This is a genomic window from Aeromicrobium tamlense (assembly GCF_013408555.1).
GTDB lineage: Bacteria > Actinomycetota > Actinomycetes > Propionibacteriales > Nocardioidaceae > Aeromicrobium > Aeromicrobium tamlense.
In genome coordinates this window covers 1,203,869-1,227,521 of sequence record NZ_JACBZN010000001.1, presented here as the reverse complement: position 1 = coordinate 1,227,521, position 23,653 = coordinate 1,203,869, and the positions used below count along the sequence as shown (strand labels likewise).

Below are 23,653 nucleotides of genomic sequence, written 5' to 3'. Positions count from 1 at the left end.
CGCTCCTCGCGTGCAGCTGCGAGAGGATCAGCCGAGGAGCTCGGCGACCTGCGCCAGACCGAGCCGCTTGAACTTGCGCGGCTGGCTGCGGGTGCGGTCGAGCACCGCGACCTCGAGGTCGGCCGGGGCGATCGTGCGCGCGGGCTCGGCGTCGTTGCCCAGGGCCGTGCGGGCCAGACGCAGGGCCTCCGCCAGCGGCAGGTCGGCCTGGTAGTGCGTGCTGAGGTACTCCTCGACCTTGTCGCTCTGGCCGCCCATCACGCCGTAGCCCGGCACGTCGGCGACCGAGCCGTCGTAGGTCAGGCGGTAGATCTGGTCGGCGGAGGGCTTCGAGCCGACCTCGGCGACGAAGATCTCGACCTCGTAGGGCTTCTCTCCGCCGCTGGAGAAGATCGTGCCCAGCGTCTGCGCGTACGCGTTGGCCAGGCCGCGGCCGGTGACGTCGCTGCGGTCGTAGGAGTAGCCGCGCATGTCGGCCAGGCGGACGCCGGCGATGCGCAGGTTCTCGAACTCGTTGTAACGACCCACGGCGGCGAAGCCGATGCGGTCGTAGATCTCGCTGATCTTGTGCAGCGCACGCGAGGGGTTCTCGGCGACGAAGACGATGCCGTCGGCGTAGCGGACGACCGCGACGCTGCGGCCCCGGGCGATGCCCTTGCGGGCGAAGTCCGCCCGGTCCTTCATCAGCTGCTCGGGCGAGACGTAGAAGGGGGTGGTCATGGCGCTCCTAGGTCAGCGGGGCGGACGGGCCGTCGGGCGACTGCATGCGCCCGCCGATCACCAAGTCGGCGATCGCGGCGGTCCTGGACTCGTCCCACGCGCGGTAGCCGTCGGCGGTGATCACCGAGATGAGCGGGAAGATCCGGCGCGTCAGGTCGGGGCCGCCCGTGGCGGTGTCGTCGTCGGCGGCGTCGTACAGCGCCTGGACGACCGCCGTGACGGCATCGGTCTCGGTCATGCCGGAGCGGTAGAGCTTCTTGAGCGAGCCGCGCGCGAACGTGGAGCCCGAGCCCACCGAGTGGAAGGTGCGCTCCTCGTTCTTGTTGCCGGTGACGTCGAACGCGAAGATGCGGCCCTGCTCGGCCTCGAGATCGTAGGCGGCGAACAGCGGCACCACGGCGAGTCCCTGCATGGCCATGCCGAGGTTGCCGCGGATCAGCGTCGCGAGCCGGTTGGCCTTGCCGTCGGTGGAGAGCGTGGTGCCCTCGATCTTCTCGTAGTGCTCGAGCTCGACCTGGAACAGTCGCGTCATCTCCACGGCGATGCCCGCGGTGCCGGCGATGCCGACGCAGCTGAACTCGTCGGTCGGGAAGACCTTCTGGATGTCGCGCTGCGCGATGACGTTGCCCATCGTGGCGCGGCGGTCTCCGCCCATCACGACGCCGCCGTCGAACGTGGCGGCGACGATCGTGGTCCCGTGGGTCACGTCGAGGCCGGACACGGTGCCGACCGGGGCGCTCGGGAGCAGGTCAGGAGCCTGGGTGGCGAGGAACTCGGCGAACGAGGAGGATCCGACGGCGCGGAAGCCTCCATCGAGCATCACTGCCCGCCCTTCTGGACGAAGCTGCGCACGAACTCCTCGGCGTTCTCCTCGAGGACGTCGTCGATCTCGTCGAGGATGGAGTCGACGTCGTCGTCGAGCTTCTCCTTGCGCTCGGCATCGACCTCGGTGGTCTCGACCTGCTCTTCGTCGACGTCGCTCTTGCGCGTCGTCCTCTGCTGTTGCTCGGCCATGTCTCCACCCTATCCACTAGCGGCCCGTGATGGCCCGGAAGAGTTCTGCGGCGCTCCCGACGCGCTGGAACAGTCCGTCGACGTGCTCGGCGGTGCCCTTGAGCGGCTCCATCGTCGGCACGCGCTGGAGCGAGTCGTGTCCGGGCAGGTCGAAGATCACCGAGTCCCACGACGCCGCGGCGATGTCGGCGGAGAACCGCTGCAGGCAGCGGCCGCGGAAGTAGGCCCGGGTGTCGCGCGGCGGCTCGGTGACCGCCTCCTCGATCGCGGCGTCCTCGAGCAGCCGCTCCATGCGCCCGGCGGCCACCAGCCGGTGGTAGAGCCCGCGCTCGGGGCGGATGTCGTGGTACTGCAGGTCGACCAGGTGCAGCTTCGCGTGGTCCCAGTCGAGGCCGTCGCGCTCGCGGTACTGCTCCAGCAGCGCAAGCTTCGCCACCCAGTCGAGCTCGCGGACCAGGCTCATCGGGTCGTCCGCGAGGCGGGTGACCACCGACTCCCACGTGTCCAGCACGTCGAGCGTCTGCGGGTCGTCGTCGCCCTGGCTCTCGACGAACTTGCGGGCGTGCTCGAGGTAGTGCTCCTGCAGCTCCAGCGCGGTGATGCTGCGCCCGTCGGCCAGCTGCACGGTGGTGCGCAGGGTGGGGTCGTACGAGATCTGGTGCAGCGCGCGGACGGGCTCGGCCAGCTCGAGCGGCTCGGGCAGCGCGTCGGCCTCGATCATCGCCAGCACGAGCGACGTGGTGCCGTGCTTGAGGTAGATGGAGGTCTCCGACAGGTTCGCGTCGCCGATGATGACGTGCAGGCGCCGGTACTTCTTCGGGTCGGCGTGCGGCTCGTCGCGCGTGTTGATGATCGGTCGCTTCAGCGTGGTCTCGAGACCGACCTCGACCTCGAAGTAGTCCGAGCGCTGGCTGATCTGGAACGCGTGGACGCTGCCGTCCTGGTGCTGGCCGACGCGGCCCGCGCCGGTGATGATCTGGCGGCCGACGAAGAACGGCGTCAGCTGGCGCACGATCGACAGGAACGGCACGTCGCGACGCATGAGGTAGTTCTCGTGCGAGCCGTACGCGGCGCCCTTGTTGTCGACGTTGTTCTTGTAGAGCATGATCGGCGCGACGCCGGGCACCCGTGCCGCCAGCCGGGCACCGCGCAGCATCACGAGCTCGCCGGCCTTCTCCCAGCGCACGACGTCGAGGGGGCTGGTGACCTCGGGGCTGGAGTACTCGGGGTGGGCGTGGTCGACGTACAGGCGGGCGCCGTTCGTCAGGATGATGTTGGCCAGGCCCATGTCCTCGTCGGTGAGCTGGGAGGGATCGGCCGCGTCACGGCCGAGGTCGAAGCCACGCGCGTCGCGCAGCGGGCTCTCCTCCTCGTAGTCCCAGCGGGCGCGGCGCGTGAGGCCGTTCGCGGCCGCATACGAGTTGACCACGTGGGTCGCGGCCACCATCGGGTTCGCCTGGGGCTGGCCCTGCACGGCGATGCCGTACTCGACCTCGGACCCCTGGACTCGTCGGACGCTCACGCTGGCCAGCCTACGTCGTCACGCGAGCCCCGCCCGGGCTACGCGCGCGCCGTCCGGCGCGCGAGATGTGGCCGGGGACCGGTCAGAGGACCTTGCCGAGGTGGACGGAGTCGTCGTACTCGGCGTAGTAGCCGAAGGGTGGCACGTCGCCGTAGCCGGCCGAGCGGTAGAGCGCGATGGCCTCGGGCTGCTCGGTGCCGGTCTCGAGGACGAGGCGGCGGATCCCCTGGCGGGCGGCGCTGCGCTCGAGCTCCTCCAGCACCTGGCGCGAGAGGCCCTGTCCGCGGTGGGAGTCGAGCACGAACATGCGCTTGATCTCGCCGTCGGTGTCGCCCGCCGGGCCGCCGCGGCGCCAGCCGCCCATGGCGACCGGCACCTCGTCGACGTAGCCGATGAAGAAGATCCCGTTGGGGTGGTCGAACTCCTCAGGGTGCATCGGCGAGGAGTCGCCCACCTCGCTGGCGTAGCGCCGGACGTACTCGGCCTGGACCAGCTCGGTGAGCTTCACGGCGTCCGGGTGGTCGTAGCGGACCACGCGCAGTTCGAGTGTCAGAGGTACTGTCCCGTGTTCGCGACCGTGTCGATCGACCGACCCGGCTCGTTGCCGCCCTTGCCCGTGATGAGCGTGCGGATGAAGACGATCCGCTCGCCCTTCTTGCCCGAGATCCGCGCCCAGTCGTCGGGGTTGGTGGTGTTGGGCAGGTCCTCGTTCTCCTTGAACTCGTCGACGCACGCCTGCAGCATGTGCTGGACCCGGAGGCCCTTGCTGCGGTGGTCGAGGAAGTCCTTGATCGCCATCTTCTTCGCGCGGTCGACGATGTTCTGGATCATCGCGCCCGAGTTGAAGTCCTTGAAGTACAGGATCTCCTTGTCGCCGCCGGCGTAGGTGACCTCGAGGAACTGGTTCTCCTCGCTCTCGGTGTACATCCGCTCGACGGTGCGCTGGATCATCCCGTGCACGCACGCCTCACGGTCGCCGTTCCACTCGCGCAGGTCGTCCTCGTGCAGCGGCAGCGTCGTGGTCAAGTACTTGCTGAAGATGTCGCGTGCGGCCTCGGCGTCGGGGCGCTCGATCTTGATCTTCACGTCGAGGCGACCGGGTCGCAGGATCGCCGGGTCGATCATGTCCTCGCGGTTCGAGGCGCCGATGACCAGCACGTTCTCCAGTCCCTCGACGCCGTCGATCTCGCTGAGCAGCTGGGGGACGATCGTGTTCTCGACGTCGGACGAGACGCCCGAGCCGCGGGTGCGGAACAGCGAGTCCATCTCGTCGAAGAAGACGATGACGGGCGTGCCCTCGCCGGCCTTCTCGCGCGCCCGCTGGAAGACCAGGCGGATGTGGCGCTCGGTCTCGCCGACGTACTTGTTCAGCAGTTCGGGACCCTTGATGTTGAGGAAGTAGGAGCGACCCTCCTCCCCCGTGCGCTCGCTGACCTTCTTGGCCAGGCTCGCCGCGACCGCCTTGGCGATCATCGTCTTGCCGCAGCCGGGCGGGCCGTAGAGCAGGATGCCCTTCGGCGGCTTGAGCTCGTGCTCGACGAACACCTCGGGGTACAGGTAGGGCAGCTCGACGGCGTCCTTGATGATCTCCACCTGGTTGCCCAGGCCGCCGATGCTGGTGTAGTCGATGTCCGGGACCTCCTCGAGGACCAGCTCCTCGACCTCGGACTTCGGGATGCGCTCGTAGACGTAGCCGGCGCGGCTGTCGAGCAGCAGGGAGTCGCCCGCGCGCAGGCGCTCCTGAGCGAGGGTGTCGGCCAGCCGGACGACCTTCTCCTCGTCGGCGTTGCCGAGGACGAGGGCGCGCTCGCCGTCGGGCATGAGCTCCTTGAGCATCACGACCTCGCCGATCTGCTCGAACGCCAACGCCGCGACCACGTTCATGGCCTCGTTGAGGATGACCTCCTGGCCCTTGCGCAGCGCGTCCTTGTCGACGGCGGGGCTGACGTTCACCCGCAGCTTGCGGCCGCCGGTCATGACGTCGACCGAGTCGTCCTCGTTGCGCTGCAGGAACGTGCCGAAGCCCGTGGGCGGCTGGGCGAGGCGGTCGACCTCCTCCTTGAGCGCGACGATCTGGTCGCGCGCCTCCCGCAGGGTGGAGGTCAGGCGCTCGTTCTGCGCGGCCGTGCTGGCCAGGCGCGCCTCGGCGTCGGCGAGGCGGGCCTCGGCGTACCTGTCGGTGTACTCGCTACCGGTCATGTGACACCTCCTGGAGGGATTGCTACGACCCTACCCGCCGAGCACGTCCTCACCAGTCCATCTCGCGCCGGATGTGTTGCGATCGTGTTGCGCGGTGCACGGGCAGGCTCCCACGGCGTGTCCTGACTACGATGTGGGCCATGACTCGAGGGACTCTCCTGACGCTGACGTGCGCCCTGACGCTGAGCCTGGGACTGGGCGGCTGCGGTGGCGACGACGACCCGGCGGGTCCGCGTCCCAGTGCGTCGGCCTCGGCCTCCCCCACGGTCGACGACGAGGAGATCGCCGTCGCCGCCGCGTACACGGCCTTCCTCGAGGAGAAGCGCACGATCGAGAACTCGGGCACGGTGCCGGAGGACGCCTACGAGGCCACCGTCGCGCCCGTCCGGATCGAGAAGGAGCGCGCGCTCGCGCGGCAGTACGCCGAGTCCGGACTCGTCCGCGTGGGTCAGTCCGAGGTCAAGGACCCCGAGGTCGTCGACCTGTCCGGCGACAGCGCCACGCTCGTGGTCTGCGAGAACGAGGACGGCTGGGGCTTCAAGCCGAAGGGCCAGGAGGTCCAGTACCCCGAGAACGGCTGGGGTCCCCGCGGCATGAAGGTGGTCCGCGTCGACGACCGCTGGCTCGTCGCCGAGCCGATCGACCAGAGCCAGCTGCCCGCGAAGGACTGCGGCGCATGACCGCCCTCGCACGCCGCCTCGGCGCCCTCCTGACCCTCGTGCTCGTGGGCGGGTTCCTCATGGCCTCCCCCGCCGCCGCGGACCGCGTGTGCCTGAAGGAGGGCCTCATCCAGCAGCCCGACGGCTCGGCGACCTACGGCTGCATCCAGTGGTCGGAAGGTGGCGGCGGCGACTCCGGCGGTGGCGGGGGCGGCGGCGGGAACGCGACCCCTTCGTGCACCTACCAGGACGTCTACGACGACTTCTGCATGGGCGATCGCGCCTGCTTCATGAACGATCCCGCGGTCTACCAGGACGTCGAGGAGATCCGCGAGCGCGGCGACTCGATCTCGGACAAGCCCGACGACGCCGACCACGTCATCTACGTCGGCTGCATCGGGCCCGACGGCACCGAGTACCGCAACTGGTACTGGGACACCGAGTTCGAGACCGTCTCGGTGCGCGACCGCCTGCTGGCCGCGTACGGCCGGATCGTCCTCCCGGACGTGACCCCCGTCCACAACCCGCCGACTCGCACGCTGGTCAACCTCGACACGTGGTGGTGGGCCGAGGGCGCCTCGTCGAACCCGATCGTGGGCTCGGAGGCGCTCGGCCTCGTGGCGATCGCCGAGCCGCGTGAGATGACCGTGAGCGCCGCCGGGCAGTCGATCAGCTGTCCGGTGGTCACGACCCGGTCGGACGCCTGCTCGATGACGTTCCGCCGCAGCGGCTCGCACGTCGCCACGATGCGGATCCTCTACGACATCCGCTTCGAGCTGGACGGCGCGCCGTTCGCGGTGCCGGCAGGCAACGACGAGCTGCTGACGATGGAGTCCAGCGACACGGTCACGGTGCCGGTGCTCGAGGTGCAGTCGCTCGTGACCGACCTCGGCTGAGCCTCACACGTCGGCCGGACGCGGTCCCACGTAGTCGGGGCCGTAGGCGCCGGGAGCGGGGCGCCGCGTCTTCGGCATCGGCTTCTGGCCGGGTGCCAGGCGCCGCGCGGTGACGAGGAACGCCGTGTGCCCGTTCATCTTGTGGTTCGGACGCACGGCCAGGCCCTCGAGGTGCCAGTCGCGCACGAGCGTCTCCCACGCATGGGGCTCGGTGAAGCCGGCCGACTCGCGCAGCGACTCGACGAAGCGCGACAGCTGCGTGGTGGTGGCGACGTAGCCGCACACGATGCCGCCGGGCACGAGGCGCTCGAGTGCCAGCGGGATGCAGGTCCACGGATCGACCATGTCGAGGATGATGCGGTCGACCTCGGGGCCGTCCGCCGCGTCGCGGAGGTCGCCGACCGTGAGGGTCCAGGTGTCCGGAACGCCGCCGAGCGCCTGCTCGACGTTCTTGCGGGCGGTCTCGGCGAACTCCTCGCGCAGCTCGTGCGACTCGAGGTGTCCCTCGGGCCCGATGGCGCGCAGCAGGTAGGAGCTGAGGCTGCCCGATCCGGCGCCGGCCTCGATCACGCGCGCGCCGGGGAAGATGTCGGCCTGGACGAGGATCTGGGCCGCGTCCTTGGGGTAGATGATCGCGGCGCCGCGCGGCATCGAGACGACGTATTCGAACAGCAGCGGGCGGAACACCTGGTACGGGAACTCCAGCGACGTCTCGACCACGATGCCCTCGGGGCGGCCGATGATGTCGTCGTGGCGGATCTGCCCCTTCTTGGTGCTGAACTCCTTGCCGGCGACGAGCTGGATGTTGTGTTTGCGGCCCTTGGGGTCGGAGAGTCGGATCCACTCACCCTCGACGAAGGGGCCGGTGCGTTGGTGGTTCATCCGGCTTCACGATAGGCGCGGTCGACGGTGGAGGCGAAGAGGGTCCCCACGACCGTGCCCCGGTCGTCGACCAGCGCGTACGCGTTCGAGGGATTCTCCGCCATCGCGACCAGCAGGTCGCGGCCCTTGAGGTCGACCGAGATCGGCACCGCGCCGGTCGGCGGCGGCTCGGGACGCATGAGCCTCTCGGCCCTCAGCGCACCGATCCGGGCGAGCGCGACGCCCTGCTTGAGGGCGTAGGACGCGCCCTGCCAGAGGAAGAGGGCGACGGCCAGCAGCAGCAGGGCCCGGCCGATCGCGAACGTGTCGTCGCCGAACATCATCGGGACGGCGAAGGCGACCAGGACGAGGGCGGCGACGCGGCCGATCCAGCCGGCGACGCGCACGCCCTTGGCCTCGCTGCCGGTGACCGCCCAGATGAGGGCGCGCAGCACGCGGCCCCCGTCGAGCGGCAGGCCGGGCAGCATGTTGAAGACGGCGATCAGCAGGTTGATGAAGCCGACCGACCACAGCACCGAGTGGCTCGCGCCCGTCGTCGCGGTCGCGCCCCACAGCGCCGCGATGCCGAGCACGAACGAGCTCAGCGGTCCGACGATCGAGGTGACGAGCTCCTGCCAGGGGTGACGCGAGTCCCCCTCGATCCGGGTCTCGCCGCCGAGCAGGTGCAGCTCGACCGCGGACACCCGCATGCCGAACCAGAGAGCGGCGGCGAGGTGCGCCAGCTCGTGCAGCAGCACCGAGACGTACAGGCTCAGGACGAAGACGATCGCGGTCAGGTACGGGTCGGGGCCCGCACCGAGCGACTCGAACTGCGGCGCGAAGACGATCACCAGGATGACGCCCATCACCAGCAGGGAGGGACGCACGACGATGTCCGCGCCCGCGATGCGCGCGATGCGCCAACCGCCACTCATGGGTACAACGTACTGGCGTCGTCGCGGGCGGCTCGCCTTCTGGGGGCGGTGGCGCAGCGCGAGTTCCGGCGTCAGAGAGCGGCGAGGCGCCCGAGGTCCTCGACGGTGAGGTGGGTGAGGCTCGTGATGATCGTGCGTCGCGGCGCCTCGGGCACGTTGACCGCGTGCGGGACCGCCACCACGTGGCATCCGGCGGCGTTCGCGGACGCCGCTCCCGTGCGGGAGTCCTCGATCGCCACGCAGTCGGCGGCCTGCACGCCCAGCAGCTCCGCCGCGCGCAGGTAGGGCTCGGGGTGGGGCTTGCCGTGCGTGACCGCGTCGCCCGTGACGACGGCGTCGAACCCGAGGATCTCCACCACCGGCTCCGCGATGTAGTCGTACGACATGGTGACGAGCGCCTGCGGCACACCGGCCTCGCGCAGTGCCGTGATCAGCTCGACCGCCCCGGGGCGCCAGTCCTGCTTCTCGCGCAGGCCCACGGCGACCTTGTTGCCGAGCCAGGCCGTGATCTCCTCGGGCTCCATGTCCGAGCCGATGCGGCGCTTGATGTAGACGGCGGCCTCCCGCAGGTCGCTGCCCACGAGGGACAGCGCGTCCTCCTCGGTCCAGACCGCGTCGTGCTGCGCCGCGAGCTCGTACTCGCCGCCGATCCACAGCGGCTCGGTGTCGACGATCGTGCCGTCCATGTCCCACAGGACGGCGGCCGGGAGGTGCGAAGGCGCGTTCATGGTCACTCTCTCGAGAGGGGGCACTCACGACCAACGTCTCACGCGGGGCCCCGGCGCGTGCCGGAGGGCACGCTCCCGAGCGGGCGTCCCACGTTCCGGACACCCCTCGCCTTGAGCTCAAAGTCACCTAATCTACTCGTGTTTGACCACTACGGACGTCGGAGCGAGGTGACATGGGGATCGTCGTGGCCTTCGCGCTGGCGGGCGGACTGGCTCAGCTCGTCGACGGCACCCTGGGCATGGGCTTCGGCGTCACGTCGGCCACCGTGCTGCTGTTAATGGGCGTCGCGCCCGTCACGGCGAGCGCCGCCACCCACGCCGCGAAGCTGCCGACGACGCTGATCAGCGGGCTCTCGCACTGGCGTGAAGGCAACATCGACACCGCGGTCCTGGTGCGCGTCGCGCTGCCGGGCGCGGTGGGCGGGTTCCTGGGCGCCGTCGTGCTCACCACCATCAGCCTCGCCTCGGCGAAGGGCTGGATGTCGGGGCTGCTGCTCTTCTTCGGCTTCGTGATCTTCGCCCGGTTCGGCCTCGGGATCCGGCTGATCCCGACGCCGAGGAACGGCCACACTGCGCGCTGGCTCTCCCCCATCGGCCTGCTCGGCGGCTTCGTCGACGCGACCGGGGGCGGTGGCTGGGGTCCGGTCGTCACCCCCAGCCTGATGACCGTCACCCGCCACGAGCCGCGCCAGGTGGTGGGAACCGTCAACGCCGCCGAGTTCCTCGTCGCCGTCTCCGTCTCGTTCGGCTTCCTCACCGGCGCCGCGCAGCACGGGATCCCGTGGCTGCCCGTCCTCGGTCTCGCGCTCGGCGGTGCCGTCATGGCTCCCATCGCGGCACGTCTCGCCGGCCGACTCCCCCACGCGCCGATGGGCACGATGGTCGGCGGCATGGTCATCCTGGTCAACGGGGTCACGATCATCGCGGCCCTCGGCGGCCTCCCCAGCTGGCTCGACGCCCTGCTGGTCCTGGCCGCGGTCGGCGCCACCGGCACCGTCGCCGCCAGGGCGTGGCGCCGCGAGCGGGACGACCGCCGCGCCGCCGTGCTGGCTCCGACCGCCTGAGCCTCGTCAGGCGGGTCGGCGGGCGACGACCTCGATCCAGCGGGTGGGGGCCTCGATCGGATCGGGTCCGAAGTGACGCCTCAGGGCGTCCTCGGCGATCCGTGTCGCCTCCTCGAGCTCCATGGTCGAGTGCCGCTCGATCGCCAGCCGCAGCGGCGTGCCGTGGCAGAAGGCCTCCGCGGCCTCGGCCGCCGTGGTGCGGCTCGTCCCGGCGAGGGACCTGATCGTGGCGTCCGGCATCCCGGCCTCCTCCAGGTCGTCGCGCAGGTGCGGGACGTGGAAGTAGCCGTGCGGCAGGCGGCTCATGAAGTCCAGCGGCTCGTGCGGGGTCGCCGTGACGAGGGCGGAGTGGACGACCCACGGGACCTCGCTGGTCTCGATGCGGTCCCAGACCGTGTAGGCGAGGGTGCCGCCGGGACGCAGCACCCGCCGGGCCTCGCGGAGCCCCCGCACGCGATCGGGCAGGAACATGACGCCGAACTGGCACACGACGACGTCGAATTCCTCGTCGCCGTACGGAAGGTCGAGCGCATCGGCCTGCCGCCACCGGACGTCGCCCGCGTCCTGCCCTCTCGCCGTGTCGAGCATCGACTCGCTCAGATCGGTGGCGGTGAGGCGGGCGTCCGGACAGCTGTGCGCCAGCGCCCTCGTGAGCACTCCGGTGCCGGCGGCGGTCTCGAGGATGTCGGACGGGGTGGTCTCCGCCACGACGCGGGCGAGGTGCTCCGCCGGCTCCTCGAAGATCATCGGCACGAGGAGCCGCTGGTAGACCTCCGCGATGCCGGCGTGGAACTGCGCGTCCGGGCTCGTCGGGGAACCTGCGCCCATCTTCGCAAGGTACGCCGCCGGTGCGGCCCCGACAATGCTCCGAAGGAGCCTCAGCGCACCGTGAGCGTGAGCGGCTTCGACGCGATGCGGAACGTGTCCTGATCGCCGCCCCAGATCCACTTGTACGTGTGCGTCCCCTTCGGCTGCTTGATCGTGTAGATCTTCGACTTCCCGAGCTTCACGTAGAGGAACTTGATGCGCTTCCCGTCGCGGTAGAGCGAGAGGCGCAGCGGCTTGTCGCGCCACAGGTCGAACTCGGCGCGCGTGCGGTAGGTGTTGCCGATCCGGACCCCGAACCGCACCTCACCGGGCCCCGCGAGCGGCACTCCGTTCCTCACGTACCCGCGGTCGCGCAGGAACGTCGACCAGTGCACCTTGGTCACCAGCTTGACGTTGCGGACGACCTCGCCGGGCTTCGAGATCCTGACCAGCGACGGGAACGTCACCTTCGGGATGTTGTCCGAGAAGTCCTGCCGGCCCGTCAACGGCCACGTACCGGTCGGCAGGCCGCGCAGCGTCAGGATGCCGCGGGCGTCCGTGAACGAGTAGCGCTCGCCGAACACCGGGCTGGTCGCTCCCTTCGCCTCCACGAGGTAGCGCGGCAGACGGTGGCCGGATGGCGTCGTGACGGTGGCGCGCACCGTGCTGCCTCGAGCCACCTCGAACGTGCCGAGCGAGGCCGTGCCCTCCTGCACCGTCACCGTGACGGGGTCGACCCAGGTGTACTTCACGGGGTTCGGCTCCCAGTAGAAGCTGTCGGTGAAGTACTCCTCCGCGACCAAGGTGTACTGGCCGGGCGCCGCGGCGGTCGTGCTGAACTCGCCGGTCGCCGACGTCACCAGGTCGATCGCGGCACCGCCGCCGGCTGGCGTGAGCCGGACCTTCATGCCCTTCACCGGGCGGTCGAGATCGTCGACGATCCGGCCGGTCACCTGCGTCGCGGGTGCCTCGGCCACCGCCGGCTGCATCGCCGTCGCCGCCAGCACCATCGTCATGACGGCCACCACGGCCGCTGCCCATCCCCGCATGCTCGATCCCCCCGGACCTGTCGGACTCCTCCAGCGAGGGTACGTCGCCGCGTGAGTCATGTCACGGCTGTGACGGATGGGAACAAGGACGCGCGGCGGCGCGTTCAGGACCACTGTCGCCTCGGGCGACCCGTCCCCCACCGCACGACCGCACAGGAGCACTGTGACCACCACTGCCACCTCGGCACCGCCCACCTCGAGCACCGACCACTCCGGCCGCCTCATCGCGCTGCTGGTCGGCTCGGCCTTCGTCGTGATCCTCAACGAGACGATCATGAGCGTCGCGCTGCCCGAGCTGATGCGCGAGTTCGACGTCCAGGCGACGACGGCGCAGTGGCTGACCACGGCGTTCCTGCTGACCATGGCCGTGGTCATCCCGATCACCGGCTTCCTGCTGACGCGCTTCCCGCTGCGCCGGGTCTTCATGGCGGCGATGATCTCGTTCACCGCCGGCACGCTGCTCGCGGCGTTGGCGCCCACCTTCGGCGTGCTCGTGGCCGCTCGCGCGGTCCAGGCCGTCGGCACCGCGCTGATGATGCCGCTGCTGATCACGACGATCCTCAACCTGGTGCCGGCCGACCGCCGCGGTCGCATGATGGGCACGGTCTCGATCGTCATCTCCGTCGCGCCCGCGATCGGCCCGACGATCTCGGGCCTCGTCCTCGACCAGCTCGACTGGCGCTGGATGTTCTGGCTCGTGCTCCCCATCGCGCTCGTCGCGCTCGTCCTGGGCGCGGCGTGGGTGCGGAACGTGACCGAGCCGGTCGACGTGCCCATCGACGTGCCCTCGGTGGTCCTCTCGGCCCTCGCGTTCGGCGGCCTCATCTACGGCCTCAGCAGCATCGGCGAGGCCGCCGCGGGCGAGGTGCCCGTGTCGCCGTGGATCCCGATCGCGGTGGGCGCCCTGGCGCTCGTCGTGTTCGTGCTGCGCCAGCTGTCGCTGCGCGAGCGGGCCCTGCTGGACCTGCGCACCTTCGCACATCGCAGCTTCTCGATCGCGGTCGTCCTCGTCGCCGTCAGCATGATGGCGCTGTTCGGCACGCTGATCCTGCTGCCGATCTACCTCCAGTCCGTGCTCGGCCTCAGCACGCTCGACACGGGGCTCGTGCTGCTGCCCGGCGGTCTGGTCATGGGCCTGCTGGCGCCGTTCGTCGGCCGCCTGTTCGACCAGCACGGCCCCCGCCCGCTGGTCGCCCCGGGCGCCGCGATCACCTCGGCCGCCCTCTGGTCGATGTCGATGTTCGACACGGACACGTCGCAGGGCCTCGTCGTCGCGGTGCACGTCGCGATGAGCGTCGGCCTCGCGCTGATGTTCACGCCGCTGCTCACCTCGGCGCTCGGCTCACTGCCGCACCACCTGTACTCCCACGGCAGCGCCACCGTCTCGACGCTGCAGCAGGTCGCGGGCGCCGCCGGCACCGCGCTGTTCGTGACGGTGATGACGCGCCACTCGGTGGCCGAGCTGGACGCCGGCGCATCGGTCGTCGACGCCACCGCCGCGGGCGTCCACGCCGCCCTGTTCTACGGCGGCGCGATCTCCGCGATCGCGGTCGTCGTGGCGCTGTTCGTGCGGAGCACGAAGACCGAGACGGCCGAGGTCGTCGAGCCCGCCGCGCACTGACACGAGGGCGGGTTCGCCCGCCTCCGAACGTGGCGTTCCACTCTGCGGCGGCTCCCGGTTACCGGCCGGGAACTACCGTAGAGTGAACGTCATCGTTCGGAACCTTCCCGAGGCCCAGGCGAGCCCGCCGCCGGCTGAAGGTTCCCAGCATCCGTTCGCCGATGCCCCGAGGATTCTTCACCCATGACCGAGTTCGTCCCGCAGTTCCGTCCCGACGCCACCGCCGCTCTCACCGAGGCGATGGCGCGACGGATCCTCGTGCTCGACGGCGCCATGGGCACCGCCATCCAGCGCGACCGGCCCGACGAGGCCGGCTACCGCGGCGAGCGCTTCGCGCAGTGGTCGTGCGACGTCCAGGGCAACAACGACCTCCTGACGCTGACCCAGCCCGAGATCATCGCGAGCATCCACCGCGAGTACCTCGAGGCCGGCGCCGACATCATCGAGACGAACACGTTCAACGCGAACGCGATCTCGCTGCGCGACTACGACATGGTCGACCTCGCGTACGAGCTGAACTACGCCGCCGCGCGGCTCGCCCGCGAGGCCGCGGACGCCGTGGGCACGCCCGAGCACCCGCGCTACGTCGCCGGCGCGCTCGGCCCGACCACGCGCACCGCCTCGATCTCCCCCGACGTCAACGACCCCGGCGCCCGTAACGTCACGTGGGACGAGCTCGTCGACGCCTACCTCGTCGCCGCGCGCGGTCTGGTCGACGGCGGCGCCGACCTGCTGATGATCGAGACGATCTTCGACACCCTCAACGCCAAGGCGGCGATCTTCGCCGTCGAGACGCTGTTCGAGGAGACCGGCCGCCGCTGGCCCGTCGTCATCTCCGGCACGATCACCGACGCGTCGGGCCGCACGCTCTCGGGTCAGACGGTCGAGGCCTTCTGGCACTCGGTCCGCCACGTGCGCCCGCTGCTCGTGGGCCTGAACTGCGCCCTGGGCGCCGACGAGATGCGCCCCTACATCGCCGAGCTCTCGCGCATCGCCGACTGTCACATCTCCTGCTACCCCAACGCGGGCCTGCCGAACGCCTTCGGCGAGTACGACGAGTCGCCCGACCAGACCGCGGGGATCCTGCGCGAGTTCGCCGAGAGCGGCTTCTTCAACGTGGTCGGCGGCTGCTGCGGCACGACGCCGGCCCACATCGGCCGCATCGCCTCGGTCGTCGAGGGCCTGCCCCCGCGCGAGCTGCCCGAGATCGCCCCGGCACTGCGCCTCTCGGGTCTCGAGCCCGTCACCGTGACCGAGGACTCCCTGTTCGTCAACGTGGGCGAGCGCACGAACATCACGGGATCGGCCCGCTTCCGCAACCTCATCAAGGCCGAGGACTACCCGGCGGCCCTCGCGGTGGCGCTGCAGCAGGTAGAGAACGGCGCGCAGGTCATCGACATCAACATGGACGAGGGCATGATCGACGGCGTCGCCGCGATGGACCGCTTCTGCAAGCTGATCGCGGCCGAGCCCGACATCAGCCGCGTGCCGGTCATGGTCGACTCGTCCAAGTTCGAGGTCATCGAGACCGGCCTCAAGGCCATCCAGGGCAAGTGCATCGTCAACTCGATCTCCCTGAAGGAAGGCGAGGAGAAGTTCGTCGAGCAGGCGCGCCTGTGCCGCAAGTACGGCGCGGCCGTCGTGGTCATGGGCTTCGACGAGGACGGCCAGGCCGACAACCTCGAGCGCCGCAAGCAGATCAGCGAGCGCGCCTACCGGATCCTGACCGAGGAGGTCGGCTTCCCGGCCGAGGACATCATCTTCGACCCGAACGTCTTTGCCGTCGCCACGGGCATCGAGGAGCACGCCGAGTACGGCCTGGACTTCATCGAGGCCACCCGCTGGATCAAGCAGAACCTGCCCGGCGCGCTCGTCTCGGGCGGCGTCTCCAACGTCTCGTTCTCGTTCCGCGGCAACAACCCCGTGCGCGAGGCCATCCACGCCGTCTTCCTCTTCCACGCCATCGGCGCGGGCATGGACATGGGCATCGTGAACGCCGGCGCGCTCGTGCCCTACGACACCGTGCCCACCGAGCTGCGCGACCGCATCGAGGACGTCGTCCTCAACCGCCGCGACGACGCCACGGAGCGCCTCCTCGAGATCGCCTCGGACTACGCCGGCGACGGCGAGAAGGCCGAGGCCGCCACCGAGGAGTGGCGCGACCTGCCCGTCGGCGAGCGCATCACCCACGCCCTCGTGAAGGGCATCGACGCCCACGTCGAGTCCGACACCGAGGAGCTGCGCCAGCTGATCTCCGATCGCGGCGGCCGCCCGATCGAGGTCATCGAGGGCCCACTGATGGACGGCATGAACGTCGTCGGCGACCTGTTCGGCGCCGGCAAGATGTTCCTGCCCCAGGTCGTGAAGTCAGCGCGGGTCATGAAGAAGGCCGTCGCGTACCTCATCCCGTTCATCGAGGCCGAGAAGTCGCCCGACGACGTGGGCAACAGCAACGGCACCGTCGTCATGGCCACGGTCAAGGGCGACGTGCACGACATCGGCAAGAACATCGTCGGGGTCGTGCTGCAGTGCAACAACTACGACGTCATCGACCTCGGCGTCATGGTGCCGGCGCAGAAGATCCTGGACGCCGCGCGCGAGCACGACGCCGACGTCATCGGCCTGTCCGGCCTCATCACGCCGTCGCTCGACGAGATGGAGAGCTTCGCCGCCGAGATGGCGCGCCAGGACTTCGACATCCCGCTGCTGATCGGCGGCGCCACCACGTCGCGCGCCCACACCGCCGTCAAGGTCGACCGCAAGTACCCCGGCCCCGTCGTGTGGGTCAAGGACGCCTCGCGCTCGGTGCCGGTCGTGGCCGCCCTGCTCTCGGACGAGCAGCGCCCGAAGCTCATGGCCGACATCAAGACCGACTACGACGCGCTGCGCGAGCGCCACGCCAACCGCGGCGACGCGCGCACGATCCTGCCGCTCGAGGCCGCGCGCGAGGGCCAGACGCCGCTCGACTGGTCGGCCTACACGCCTCCGGTCCCGGCGAAGCCCGGCATCCACGAGTTCGGCCCGTACCCGCTGGGCGAGCTGCGCGAGTACATCGACTGGCAGCCGTTCTTCAACGCCTGGGAGATGAAGGGCTCGTTCCCCGACATCCTCAATTCCCCGACGCACGGCGAGGCCGCGCGCAAGCTCTACGACGACGCCAACGAGATGCTCGACCGCATCATCGCCGAGGACTGGCTGACCGCACGCGGCATCGCCGGTCTGTTCCCCGCGGCCCGTGAGGGCGACAGCACGATCGTCTACGCCGACGAGTCGCGCACGACCGAGCTCACGCGCCTGCACCACCTGCGCCAGCAGACCGAGCACCGCCCCGGCGTCCCGCACCGCTCCCTGGCCGACTTCGTCGCGCCGGCCGAGACGGGCCTGCCCGACTACGTGGGCGCCTTCGCGGTCACCGCCGGACTCGGCAGCACCGAGCGCGTCACGGCGTTCAAGGCCGAGCTCGACGACTACTCCGCGATCATGGTCGAGGCGCTGGCCGACCGGCTGGCCGAGGCGTTCGCCGAGCGCCTGCACGAGCGGGTGCGCACCGAGCTGTGGGGCTACTCCCCCGACGAGAAGCTCTCGAACACCGAGCTCATCAAGGAGAAGTACGACGGCATCCGTCCGGCGCCGGGCTACCCCGCGTGCCCCGAGCACACCGAGAAGCGCACCATCTGGGAGCTGCTCGACGTCGAGGCGCGCACGGGCATCGAGCTGACCGAGAGCATGGCGATGTGGCCGGGCGCCTCGGTGAGCGGTCTGTACTTCTCGCACCCGCAGTCGCAGTACTTCGTGCTCGGCCGGATCGGGCGCGACCAGGTGCAGGACTACGCGGAGCGCAAGGGCTGGACCATCGCGGAGGCCGAGCGGTGGCTGTCGCCGAACCTCGGCTATCGAACCGAGGATGAGTAGGCTGAAGGCGTGACCGACGCCGACATCGCCCGCCTGAGGAACCCCTGGATGGTGGCCGCCTTCGAGGGCTGGAACGATGCGGCGGACGCCGCCACGAGCACCGTCGACCATCTCCTCGAGGAGTGGGACGCCGAGATCTTCGCCGAGCTCGACCCGCAGGAGTTCTACGACTTCCAGGCGGTCCGCCCGGTCATCGCGCCCTCGGAGAACGGCACGCGCGACATCGTGTGGCCCACCCCCACGCTGTACCTGGCCCATCCGCCGCGCCAGGATCGCGACGTCCTGCTCCTGCGCGCGGTCGAGCCGAACTACCGCTGGCAGGCGTTCTGCGCCACGGTGGTGGATCTCGCGCAGGCCGCCGGCGTGCACGAGCTGATCACCCTCGGCGCCCTGCTGGCCGACACGCCGCACACGCGCCCCGTGCCCGTCACCGGATCCACGAACGACCCCGTGCTGATGGAGCGGCTCTCCCTCGACCAGTCGCGCTACAGCGGCCCCATCGGCATCACCACCGTGCTCAGCGACGTCGCCGCCCGCGCGGGACTGGCCACCGCCGGCATCTGGGCCGCCGTGCCGCACTACGTGGCCGAGCCGCCCTGCTACAAGGCCACGCTGGGCCTGCTGGGCGCCCTCGAGGACGCGATCGGCGTCGGACTCCCCCAGGGCGTGCTGCGCGAGATGTCCGACGCCTGGCAGCGCGGCGCCGACGACCTCATGGAGCAGGACGAGGACCTGCTCGAGTACGTCCGCACCCTGGAGAACGAGCGCGACGCCGGCGAGCCGCCCGAGGCCTCCGGCGACGCGATCGCGCGGGAGTTCGAGCGCTACCTGCGCCGGCGCCCCACCGAGGACTCCTGACGCCCGGTCCCCTTCGTGAGCGGTGAGCAGTCAACCCTTCCCGCAGGTGGGCGGTGACTGGTCAACCTCATGAGGGGTGCTTGAGGTTGAGCACTCACCGCTCCCCGGCGGTCAGAGCGCGACGCCGAGCAGCGCGTCGACCGCGGCGCGCACGGTGCGCGGTCCGTCCACGTCGGTGCCCTGCGTGGCGGCCCACTCGTCGACCGCCGCGAGGGCGGCCGGCGCGTCGAGGTCGTTCGCGAGCGCCGCGCGCAGCCGCTCGACGAGCTCCTCGCCCGAGGGACCGGTCGAGCGGTCGGCCGCGGCGCGCCACGTGGCGAGGCGCTGCTCGGCGGCGTCGATCGCTTCGGCGAACCACTCCCAGTCCTCGCGGTAGTGGTGCGCCAGCAGCGCGAGCCGGATCGCCATCGGGTCGTGACCCTCGGCGCGCAGCTTCGAGACGAGCACCAGGTTGCCCTTGGACTTGCTCATCTTCTCGCCCTCGTAGCCGACCATGCCGGCGTGGACGTAGGCGCGCGCGAACGGCTCGCCCGTGGCGGCCTCGGCCTCGGCGGCCGACATCTCGTGGTGCGGGAAGACCAGGTCGGAGCCACCGCCCTGCACGTCGAACGCCGTGCCCAGGTGGTGCAGGGCGATCGCGGCGCACTCGATGTGCCAGCCGGGACGGCCGCGGCCGAGCTCGGTGTCCCAGGCGGGCTCGCCCGGTCGCTCGGCCTGCCACAGGAGGCAGTCGAGCGGGTCGCGCTTGCCGGCGCGGTCGGGGTCGCCGCCGCGCTCGGGGAAGATCCTCAGCATCGTCTCGGTGTCGAAGCCCGAGACCTCGCCGAACGTCCCCGACGAGCGGACCTCGAAGTACAGGTCGTCATCGACCTTGTAGACGCCGCCGGTCTTCTCCAGGCGGCGCACGAGGTCGATCACGAGCGGGATCGACTCGACCGCGCCGATGTAGTGCTCGGGCGGCAGGATGCGCAGGGCCGTCATGTCCTCGCGGAACAGCTGCGTCTCGCGCTCGGCGAGCTGGACCCAGTCGATGCCCGTGGCGTTCGCGCGCTCGAGCAGCGGGTCGTCGACGTCGGTGACGTTCTGCGTGTAGTGGACCTCAAGGCCTTGGTCGAGCCACTGGCGCTGCAGCAGGTCGAACGCGAGGTACGTGTTCGCGTGCCCGAGGTGCGTGGCGTCGTAGGGCGTGATGCCGCAGACGTAGAGGCGCGCGGCGCCGTCGGGCGCCGACGGGACCACCGTGCGGCGGGCCGTGTCATGGACGTGGAGCTGCGGTCCCGTACCGAGCCCGGAGTCCGAGAGTCGTGGGATCGGCGGGCGGGACCAACTCTGCATGTCGTCGAGCCTATCGGGACCCTGAAGTCCACAATGAGCAGGTGATCATGGATTGCGCGGTGTATCTCGACGGAGTGCGCGAGGAGACCGACCGCGACCCCGAGACGCTCGACGACACGCTGGCCGACCTGAGCGGTCAGGACTTCCTCTGGATCGGCGTCAGCGACCCCACGCACGAGGAGATGGAGCGCCTCGGCGGCGCCCTCGGACTGCACCCGCTGGCGATCGAGGACACGCTCGCTCCCCACCAGCGGCCGCGTGTGGACCGGTTCAGCGACCACCTGTTCCTGTCGCTGCGGATCGTCTCGTACAGCGACGACGACATCACCACCAGCGAGGTCAACATCTGTCTCGGACGGCACTACGTCCTGACGGTGCGCCACGGTGGGCCCGAGCTGTCGATGGCCCGCCACCGCGCCGAACGGGTGCCCGAGCGGCTCAGGCAGGGCCCGATCGCGGCCGTCCACGCCGTCGTGGACGCGATCGTCGACCGCTACGAGGACGTCGCCGGCGAGCTCGTGACCGACGTCGAGGAGGTCGAGACCTCGGTGTTCTCGGCCGACCGCACCCGCGACTCGGCCCGCATCTACCGGCTCAAGCGCGAGACGCTGGAGTTCCGGCACGCCGTCGCTCCCCTGCGCGACCCGATCCTGCGCTTCGCCCAGGTGGCCGACCCCGAGGACCTGCGCCCGTACTTCCGCGACATCGCCGACCACCTCCAGCGCGCCCTCGACGCCATCGACTCGATCGACTCGCTGCTGACCAACGCGCTCAACGCCCACCTCGCCCAGCTGAGCGTGCAGCAGAACGAGGACATGCGGAAGCTCACCGCCGGCGCCACGCTGTTCGCCATCCCCACGGCCGTCGCCGGGATCTACGGGATGAACTTCGAGCACATGCCCGAGCTCACCTGGACCTACGGCTACCCGATCTGCCTCGCCGCCATGGGCGCCGCCTGCTTCTACGTCTACCGCCGATTCAAGAAGTCGGGCTGGCTGTGAGGGTTCGAGCGGAGATCCCGTCGTGACTGCCCACGAGGACGGACGGACGAAAGACAGGTTCGGCGTGCCCCCGTACCCGGCGACGGGTCGTCCGGAACAGCCGACACCGCGGAACCCGTCGCCGTGGCCCTGGATCGTCGGCGTGAGCGCCGCACTCGGCCTGCTCTACCTCGCGGTGCTGGTCGGCTACTGGCTGATCGCCTCGGCCTGACGTCAGGGACGGGCGTGCGGGACGAACGATGAGGCCTTTGGCCCCGCTCCGGTATCCACATGCATCATTGTTCGTCCCATGACCGCGCCCACTGCCTATCTTGTGGCGCTCAGGCCCACATACAGGCGCAGGTGGCACAAGATCACCCGTCGGCCCGCTCAGCTGACGAACGATGATGCCTTCGGCCCCGCTCCGATACCCGAATGCCTCATCGTTCGTCCCGGCCGCGCCCCACAGCGGCGTCAGGCAGCGACCGCCCCGGTGAGGACGCCGGCGGCGAGCAGGATGAGCACGAGGGAGCCGAGGGCGACGCGGTAGATCACGAACGGCTTGTACGAATGGTTGCTGACGTACTTGAGCAGCCAGTGGATCACGGCGAGGCCGACCACGAACGAGACGGCCGTGCCGACGAGCGTGGGCACGGTGCCGTAGGCGTTCTCACCGCCCGGGATGTCCTTGAGCTTGTAGACGCCGGCGCCCACGACGGCGGGGATCGCCAGCAGGAACGCGTAGCGGGTGGCGGCCTGGCGCTCGTAGCCCAGGAACAGGCCCATCGAGATCGTCGCGCCCGAGCGGGACACGCCCGGCACCAGCGCGCACGACTGCGCGAAGCCGAGCAGGATCGCGTCGCGCGTGGAGAGGTCGGCGATCGGCTTGGTCTTGCGCCCCAGCTTCTCCGCGAGGCCGAGCACGAGGCCCATGCCGATGAGCATCGCGCCGATGAACCACAGGTTCCGGAACTCGCTGTCGATCAGGTCCTCCAGCAGCAGGCCCAGGATCACGATCGGCGTCGAGCCGATGATGATGAACCAGCCCATCCGCCACTCGGACTGGCGACGGGCGTCGGCGCTGAACAGGCCCTTCACCCAGCCGGACCCGATGGTCCAGATGTCACGCCAGAAGTAGAGGACGACCGCCAGCTCGGTGCCGATCTGGACCACCGCGGTGTACGCGGCGCCGGGGTCCTCCCAGCCGAGCAGCTGCGGCACGATCGCCAGGTGCGCGCTGCTCGAGATCGGGAGGAATTCGGTCAGGCCCTGGACGATGCCCAGGATGACGGAGCGCAGCAGATCCACCGTGCGAGCCTACACAGCAAAGTTCAGGCCACCGACTAACCTCATCCGCATGCAGGTGCGTCGACTCGGCGGTTCCGGTCTCCAGGTGTCGCGACTCGCTCTCGGGACCATGTCCTGGGGTGCGGCCGTCGACGAGTACGCGGCCGACGAGCAGCTGAGGCTGTTCCTCGACTCCGGCGGCACCCTTCTCGACACCGCCCCCATCTACGGCGACGGATCGTGCGAGCGCGTCATCGGCGCGCTGCTCGACAAGCACGGCGCCCGCGACGAGCTCGTGCTGGCCGGCAAGGCGGGGGTCGCGCGTCGTGACGGCCGCGTCGTCACCGACGGCTCCCTGCGCTCGCTGCTGCGCCAGCTGGACCAGACGCTCGCCGACCTCGGCACCGACCACCTCGACCTGTGGCAGGTCCACCGCTGGGACGACTCCGTCCCCGTCGACGAGACGATGGCCGCGCTCGACCAGGCGATCCGCTCGGGCAAGGTCCGCTACGCCGGCATCAGCAACTTCACCGGTTGGCAGACCGTGGCCGCCCAGCACGCGTTCAGCCGGCTCGGCGGTGGCGTGCCGCTGGTCAGCACCCAGGTCGAGTACTCGCTGCTGCGACGCGAGCCCGAGATCGAGGTCGTCCCGGCCGCGCAGCACGCGGGCCTGAGCCTCCTCGCCTGGTCGCCGCTGGGCCGCGGCGTCCTCACCGGGAAGTACCGCGGCGGCGTCCCTTCCGACTCGCGGGCGGCCGATGCCCGCTGGGAGGCGTTCGTCGCCCCTCACCTGACCCCGTCCAAGGCCCGTGTGGTCGATGCCCTCGCGGCAGCCGCCGAGGGACTCGGCGTGCCGATCTCCCACGTCGCGCTGGCCTGGCTGCGCGACCAGCCGCACGTCGGCGCCGCGATCGTCGGCGCCCGCACCACCGCCCAGCTCCAGGAGTCCCTCGGCTCCGAGCTGCTCGACCTGCCCCACGAGATCGTCGCCGCGCTGAGCGACGTGTCCGAAGGAGTCCGATGATCGAGTACGAGTTCTGGGACGTCGCCATCTCGCGCACCAAGTCGCGCAACGCCGTGTGCCAGTGGCTGACACAGGCGGCCGAGTTCCAGGGCTGGGAGCTCGACCGCCTGCGCAAGGATCCCACCGGTCACCGCACGGTGCGGCTGCGGCGCAAGGTCATCCGGATGCGCGCCACCGTCTGA

23 protein-coding genes are annotated in these 23,653 nt (G+C 70.4%); 10 read left to right on the top strand and 13 right to left on the bottom strand.

Annotation, left to right across the window (positions count from 1 at the left end):
• Positions 1 to 27 precede the first annotated feature (27 nt).
• The 6 genes from prcA to arc form a co-directional block, all read right to left on the bottom strand.
• Positions 28 to 720, bottom strand: coding sequence for a proteasome subunit alpha (prcA, locus tag BJ975_RS06175; RefSeq protein WP_179424304.1), 693 nt, complete (start codon positions 718 to 720; stop codon positions 28 to 30).
• Positions 721 to 727: 7 nt separating this feature from the next.
• On the bottom strand, positions 728 to 1,540 hold the full coding sequence (gene prcB / locus BJ975_RS06170) for a proteasome subunit beta (RefSeq protein WP_179428060.1): 813 nt from the start codon (positions 1,538 to 1,540) through the stop codon (positions 728 to 730).
• Positions 1,540 to 1,734, bottom strand: a complete 195-nt coding sequence (locus BJ975_RS06165; RefSeq protein ID WP_179424303.1) for a ubiquitin-like protein Pup — start codon at positions 1,732 to 1,734, stop codon at positions 1,540 to 1,542. Before BJ975_RS06165 ends, prcB begins: the two co-directional genes overlap by 1 nt.
• A gap of 16 nt (positions 1,735 to 1,750) precedes the next feature.
• Positions 1,751 to 3,256, bottom strand: a complete 1,506-nt coding sequence (gene dop / locus BJ975_RS06160; protein ID WP_179424302.1) for a depupylase/deamidase Dop — start codon at positions 3,254 to 3,256, stop codon at positions 1,751 to 1,753.
• A gap of 82 nt (positions 3,257 to 3,338) precedes the next feature.
• Complete coding sequence (locus BJ975_RS06155) at positions 3,339 to 3,791, bottom strand: GNAT family N-acetyltransferase (RefSeq protein ID WP_269302300.1); 453 nt, start codon at positions 3,789 to 3,791, stop codon at positions 3,339 to 3,341.
• Positions 3,792 to 3,805: 14 nt separating this feature from the next.
• Positions 3,806 to 5,455 carry a proteasome ATPase gene (gene arc / locus BJ975_RS06150; protein ID WP_179424301.1) on the bottom strand — a complete coding sequence of 550 codons (1,650 nt, stop codon included), beginning with the start codon at positions 5,453 to 5,455 and terminating at the stop codon, positions 3,806 to 3,808.
• A 140-nt stretch (positions 5,456 to 5,595) separates the two neighbouring features.
• On the opposite strand from arc, the gene BJ975_RS06145 reads away from it, so the two are divergent.
• Together BJ975_RS06145 and BJ975_RS06140 are read left to right on the top strand one after the other, a co-directional pair.
• Positions 5,596 to 6,135 (top strand): hypothetical protein, encoded by a 540-nt coding sequence (locus BJ975_RS06145; protein WP_179424300.1) that lies wholly within the window; start codon positions 5,596 to 5,598, stop codon positions 6,133 to 6,135.
• Positions 6,132 to 7,010 (top strand): hypothetical protein, encoded by an 879-nt coding sequence (locus BJ975_RS06140; protein WP_179424299.1) that lies wholly within the window; start codon positions 6,132 to 6,134, stop codon positions 7,008 to 7,010. Before BJ975_RS06145 ends, BJ975_RS06140 begins: the two co-directional genes overlap by 4 nt.
• Before the next feature lie 3 nt (positions 7,011 to 7,013).
• On the opposite strand, the gene BJ975_RS06135 is transcribed toward BJ975_RS06140, so the two are convergent.
• The 3 genes from BJ975_RS06135 to BJ975_RS06125 form a co-directional block, all read right to left on the bottom strand.
• A complete protein-coding gene (locus BJ975_RS06135) occupies positions 7,014 to 7,892 on the bottom strand; it encodes a tRNA (adenine-N1)-methyltransferase (RefSeq protein ID WP_179424298.1) in 879 nt (292 codons plus the stop codon).
• Complete coding sequence (locus BJ975_RS06130; protein ID WP_179424297.1) at positions 7,889 to 8,806, bottom strand: M50 family metallopeptidase; 918 nt, start codon at positions 8,804 to 8,806, stop codon at positions 7,889 to 7,891. The genes BJ975_RS06135 and BJ975_RS06130 overlap by 4 nt, the downstream gene beginning before the upstream one ends.
• A 71-nt stretch (positions 8,807 to 8,877) precedes the next feature.
• A complete protein-coding gene (locus BJ975_RS06125) occupies positions 8,878 to 9,534 on the bottom strand; it encodes an HAD family hydrolase (RefSeq protein WP_179424296.1) in 657 nt (218 codons plus the stop codon).
• 173 nt (positions 9,535 to 9,707) lie between these two features.
• Here BJ975_RS06125 and BJ975_RS06120 point away from each other — a divergent pair, with 173 nt between their 5' ends.
• Positions 9,708 to 10,598, top strand: a complete 891-nt coding sequence (locus BJ975_RS06120) for a sulfite exporter TauE/SafE family protein (RefSeq protein ID WP_179424295.1) — start codon at positions 9,708 to 9,710, stop codon at positions 10,596 to 10,598.
• Positions 10,599 to 10,604: 6 nt separating this feature from the next.
• Here the strand turns inward: BJ975_RS06120 and BJ975_RS06115 are convergent, their stop codons facing one another.
• Positions 10,605 to 11,426, bottom strand: a complete 822-nt coding sequence (locus tag BJ975_RS06115) for a class I SAM-dependent methyltransferase (RefSeq protein WP_179424294.1) — start codon at positions 11,424 to 11,426, stop codon at positions 10,605 to 10,607.
• Between the two features lie 50 nt (positions 11,427 to 11,476).
• The gene (locus tag BJ975_RS06110; RefSeq protein WP_179424293.1) at positions 11,477 to 12,454 is read right to left on the bottom strand and encodes a carboxypeptidase-like regulatory domain-containing protein; all 978 of its coding nucleotides are present in this window, start codon (positions 12,452 to 12,454) and stop codon (positions 11,477 to 11,479) included.
• A gap of 163 nt (positions 12,455 to 12,617) precedes the next feature.
• Here BJ975_RS06110 and BJ975_RS06105 point away from each other — a divergent pair, with 163 nt between their 5' ends.
• The 3 genes from BJ975_RS06105 (at position 12,618) to BJ975_RS06095 (ending at position 18,845) form a co-directional block, all read left to right on the top strand.
• On the top strand, positions 12,618 to 14,075 hold the full coding sequence (locus BJ975_RS06105; protein ID WP_317628287.1) for an MDR family MFS transporter: 1,458 nt from the start codon (positions 12,618 to 12,620) through the stop codon (positions 14,073 to 14,075).
• Positions 14,076 to 14,258: 183 nt separating this feature from the next.
• A complete protein-coding gene (metH, locus tag BJ975_RS06100) occupies positions 14,259 to 17,987 on the top strand; it encodes a methionine synthase (protein WP_179424291.1) in 3,729 nt (1,242 codons plus the stop codon).
• Positions 17,988 to 17,996: 9 nt separating this feature from the next.
• Positions 17,997 to 18,845, top strand: coding sequence for a PAC2 family protein (locus BJ975_RS06095; protein ID WP_269302320.1), 849 nt, complete (start codon positions 17,997 to 17,999; stop codon positions 18,843 to 18,845).
• 111 nt (positions 18,846 to 18,956) lie between these two features.
• On the opposite strand, the gene mshC is transcribed toward BJ975_RS06095, so the two are convergent.
• Positions 18,957 to 20,180 carry a cysteine--1-D-myo-inosityl 2-amino-2-deoxy-alpha-D-glucopyranoside ligase gene (mshC, locus tag BJ975_RS06090; RefSeq protein WP_179424290.1) on the bottom strand — a complete coding sequence of 408 codons (1,224 nt, stop codon included), beginning with the start codon at positions 20,178 to 20,180 and terminating at the stop codon, positions 18,957 to 18,959.
• Positions 20,181 to 20,239: 59 nt separating this feature from the next.
• Here mshC and corA point away from each other — a divergent pair, with 59 nt between their 5' ends.
• Together corA and BJ975_RS06080 are read left to right on the top strand one after the other, a co-directional pair.
• Positions 20,240 to 21,181, top strand: coding sequence for a magnesium/cobalt transporter CorA (gene corA / locus BJ975_RS06085; RefSeq protein ID WP_317628286.1), 942 nt, complete (start codon positions 20,240 to 20,242; stop codon positions 21,179 to 21,181).
• Positions 21,182 to 21,245: 64 nt separating this feature from the next.
• Positions 21,246 to 21,392, top strand: a complete 147-nt coding sequence (locus tag BJ975_RS06080) for a hypothetical protein (protein ID WP_179424288.1) — start codon at positions 21,246 to 21,248, stop codon at positions 21,390 to 21,392.
• Between the two features lie 242 nt (positions 21,393 to 21,634).
• On the opposite strand, the gene BJ975_RS06075 is transcribed toward BJ975_RS06080, so the two are convergent.
• Entirely contained in the window at positions 21,635 to 22,468 is an 834-nt protein-coding gene (locus tag BJ975_RS06075; RefSeq protein WP_179424287.1) for an undecaprenyl-diphosphate phosphatase, read from the bottom strand.
• A 43-nt stretch (positions 22,469 to 22,511) separates the two neighbouring features.
• Between BJ975_RS06075 and BJ975_RS06070 the strand changes: the two genes are divergently transcribed.
• Positions 22,512 to 23,471 carry an aldo/keto reductase gene (locus BJ975_RS06070; RefSeq protein ID WP_317628317.1) on the top strand — a complete coding sequence of 320 codons (960 nt, stop codon included), beginning with the start codon at positions 22,512 to 22,514 and terminating at the stop codon, positions 23,469 to 23,471.
• Entirely contained in the window at positions 23,468 to 23,653 is a 186-nt protein-coding gene (locus BJ975_RS06065; RefSeq protein ID WP_179424285.1) for a DUF5703 family protein, read from the top strand. Before BJ975_RS06070 ends, BJ975_RS06065 begins: the two co-directional genes overlap by 4 nt.

Coding starts and splice junctions, on each gene's coding strand:
- mshC (WP_179424290.1), bottom strand. CDS start 20,180: ATGCAGAGTTGGTCCCGCCCGCCGATCCCACGACTCTCGGACTCCGGG.
- prcA (WP_179424304.1), bottom strand. CDS start 720: ATGACCACCCCCTTCTACGTCTCGCCCGAGCAGCTGATGAAGGACCGG.
- BJ975_RS06110 (WP_179424293.1), bottom strand. CDS start 12,454: ATGCGGGGATGGGCAGCGGCCGTGGTGGCCGTCATGACGATGGTGCTG.
- BJ975_RS06130 (WP_179424297.1), bottom strand. CDS start 8,806: ATGAGTGGCGGTTGGCGCATCGCGCGCATCGCGGGCGCGGACATCGTC.
- BJ975_RS06145 (WP_179424300.1), top strand. CDS start 5,596: ATGACTCGAGGGACTCTCCTGACGCTGACGTGCGCCCTGACGCTGAGC.
- BJ975_RS06120 (WP_179424295.1), top strand. CDS start 9,708: ATGGGGATCGTCGTGGCCTTCGCGCTGGCGGGCGGACTGGCTCAGCTC.
- BJ975_RS06140 (WP_179424299.1), top strand. CDS start 6,132: ATGACCGCCCTCGCACGCCGCCTCGGCGCCCTCCTGACCCTCGTGCTC.
- BJ975_RS06135 (WP_179424298.1), bottom strand. CDS start 7,892: ATGAACCACCAACGCACCGGCCCCTTCGTCGAGGGTGAGTGGATCCGA.
- metH (WP_179424291.1), top strand. CDS start 14,259: ATGACCGAGTTCGTCCCGCAGTTCCGTCCCGACGCCACCGCCGCTCTC.
- BJ975_RS06165 (WP_179424303.1), bottom strand. CDS start 1,734: ATGGCCGAGCAACAGCAGAGGACGACGCGCAAGAGCGACGTCGACGAA.
- arc (WP_179424301.1), bottom strand. CDS start 5,455: ATGACCGGTAGCGAGTACACCGACAGGTACGCCGAGGCCCGCCTCGCC.
- BJ975_RS06065 (WP_179424285.1), top strand. CDS start 23,468: ATGATCGAGTACGAGTTCTGGGACGTCGCCATCTCGCGCACCAAGTCG.
- prcB (WP_179428060.1), bottom strand. CDS start 1,540: ATGCTCGATGGAGGCTTCCGCGCCGTCGGATCCTCCTCGTTCGCCGAG.
- BJ975_RS06125 (WP_179424296.1), bottom strand. CDS start 9,534: ATGAACGCGCCTTCGCACCTCCCGGCCGCCGTCCTGTGGGACATGGAC.
- BJ975_RS06115 (WP_179424294.1), bottom strand. CDS start 11,426: ATGGGCGCAGGTTCCCCGACGAGCCCGGACGCGCAGTTCCACGCCGGC.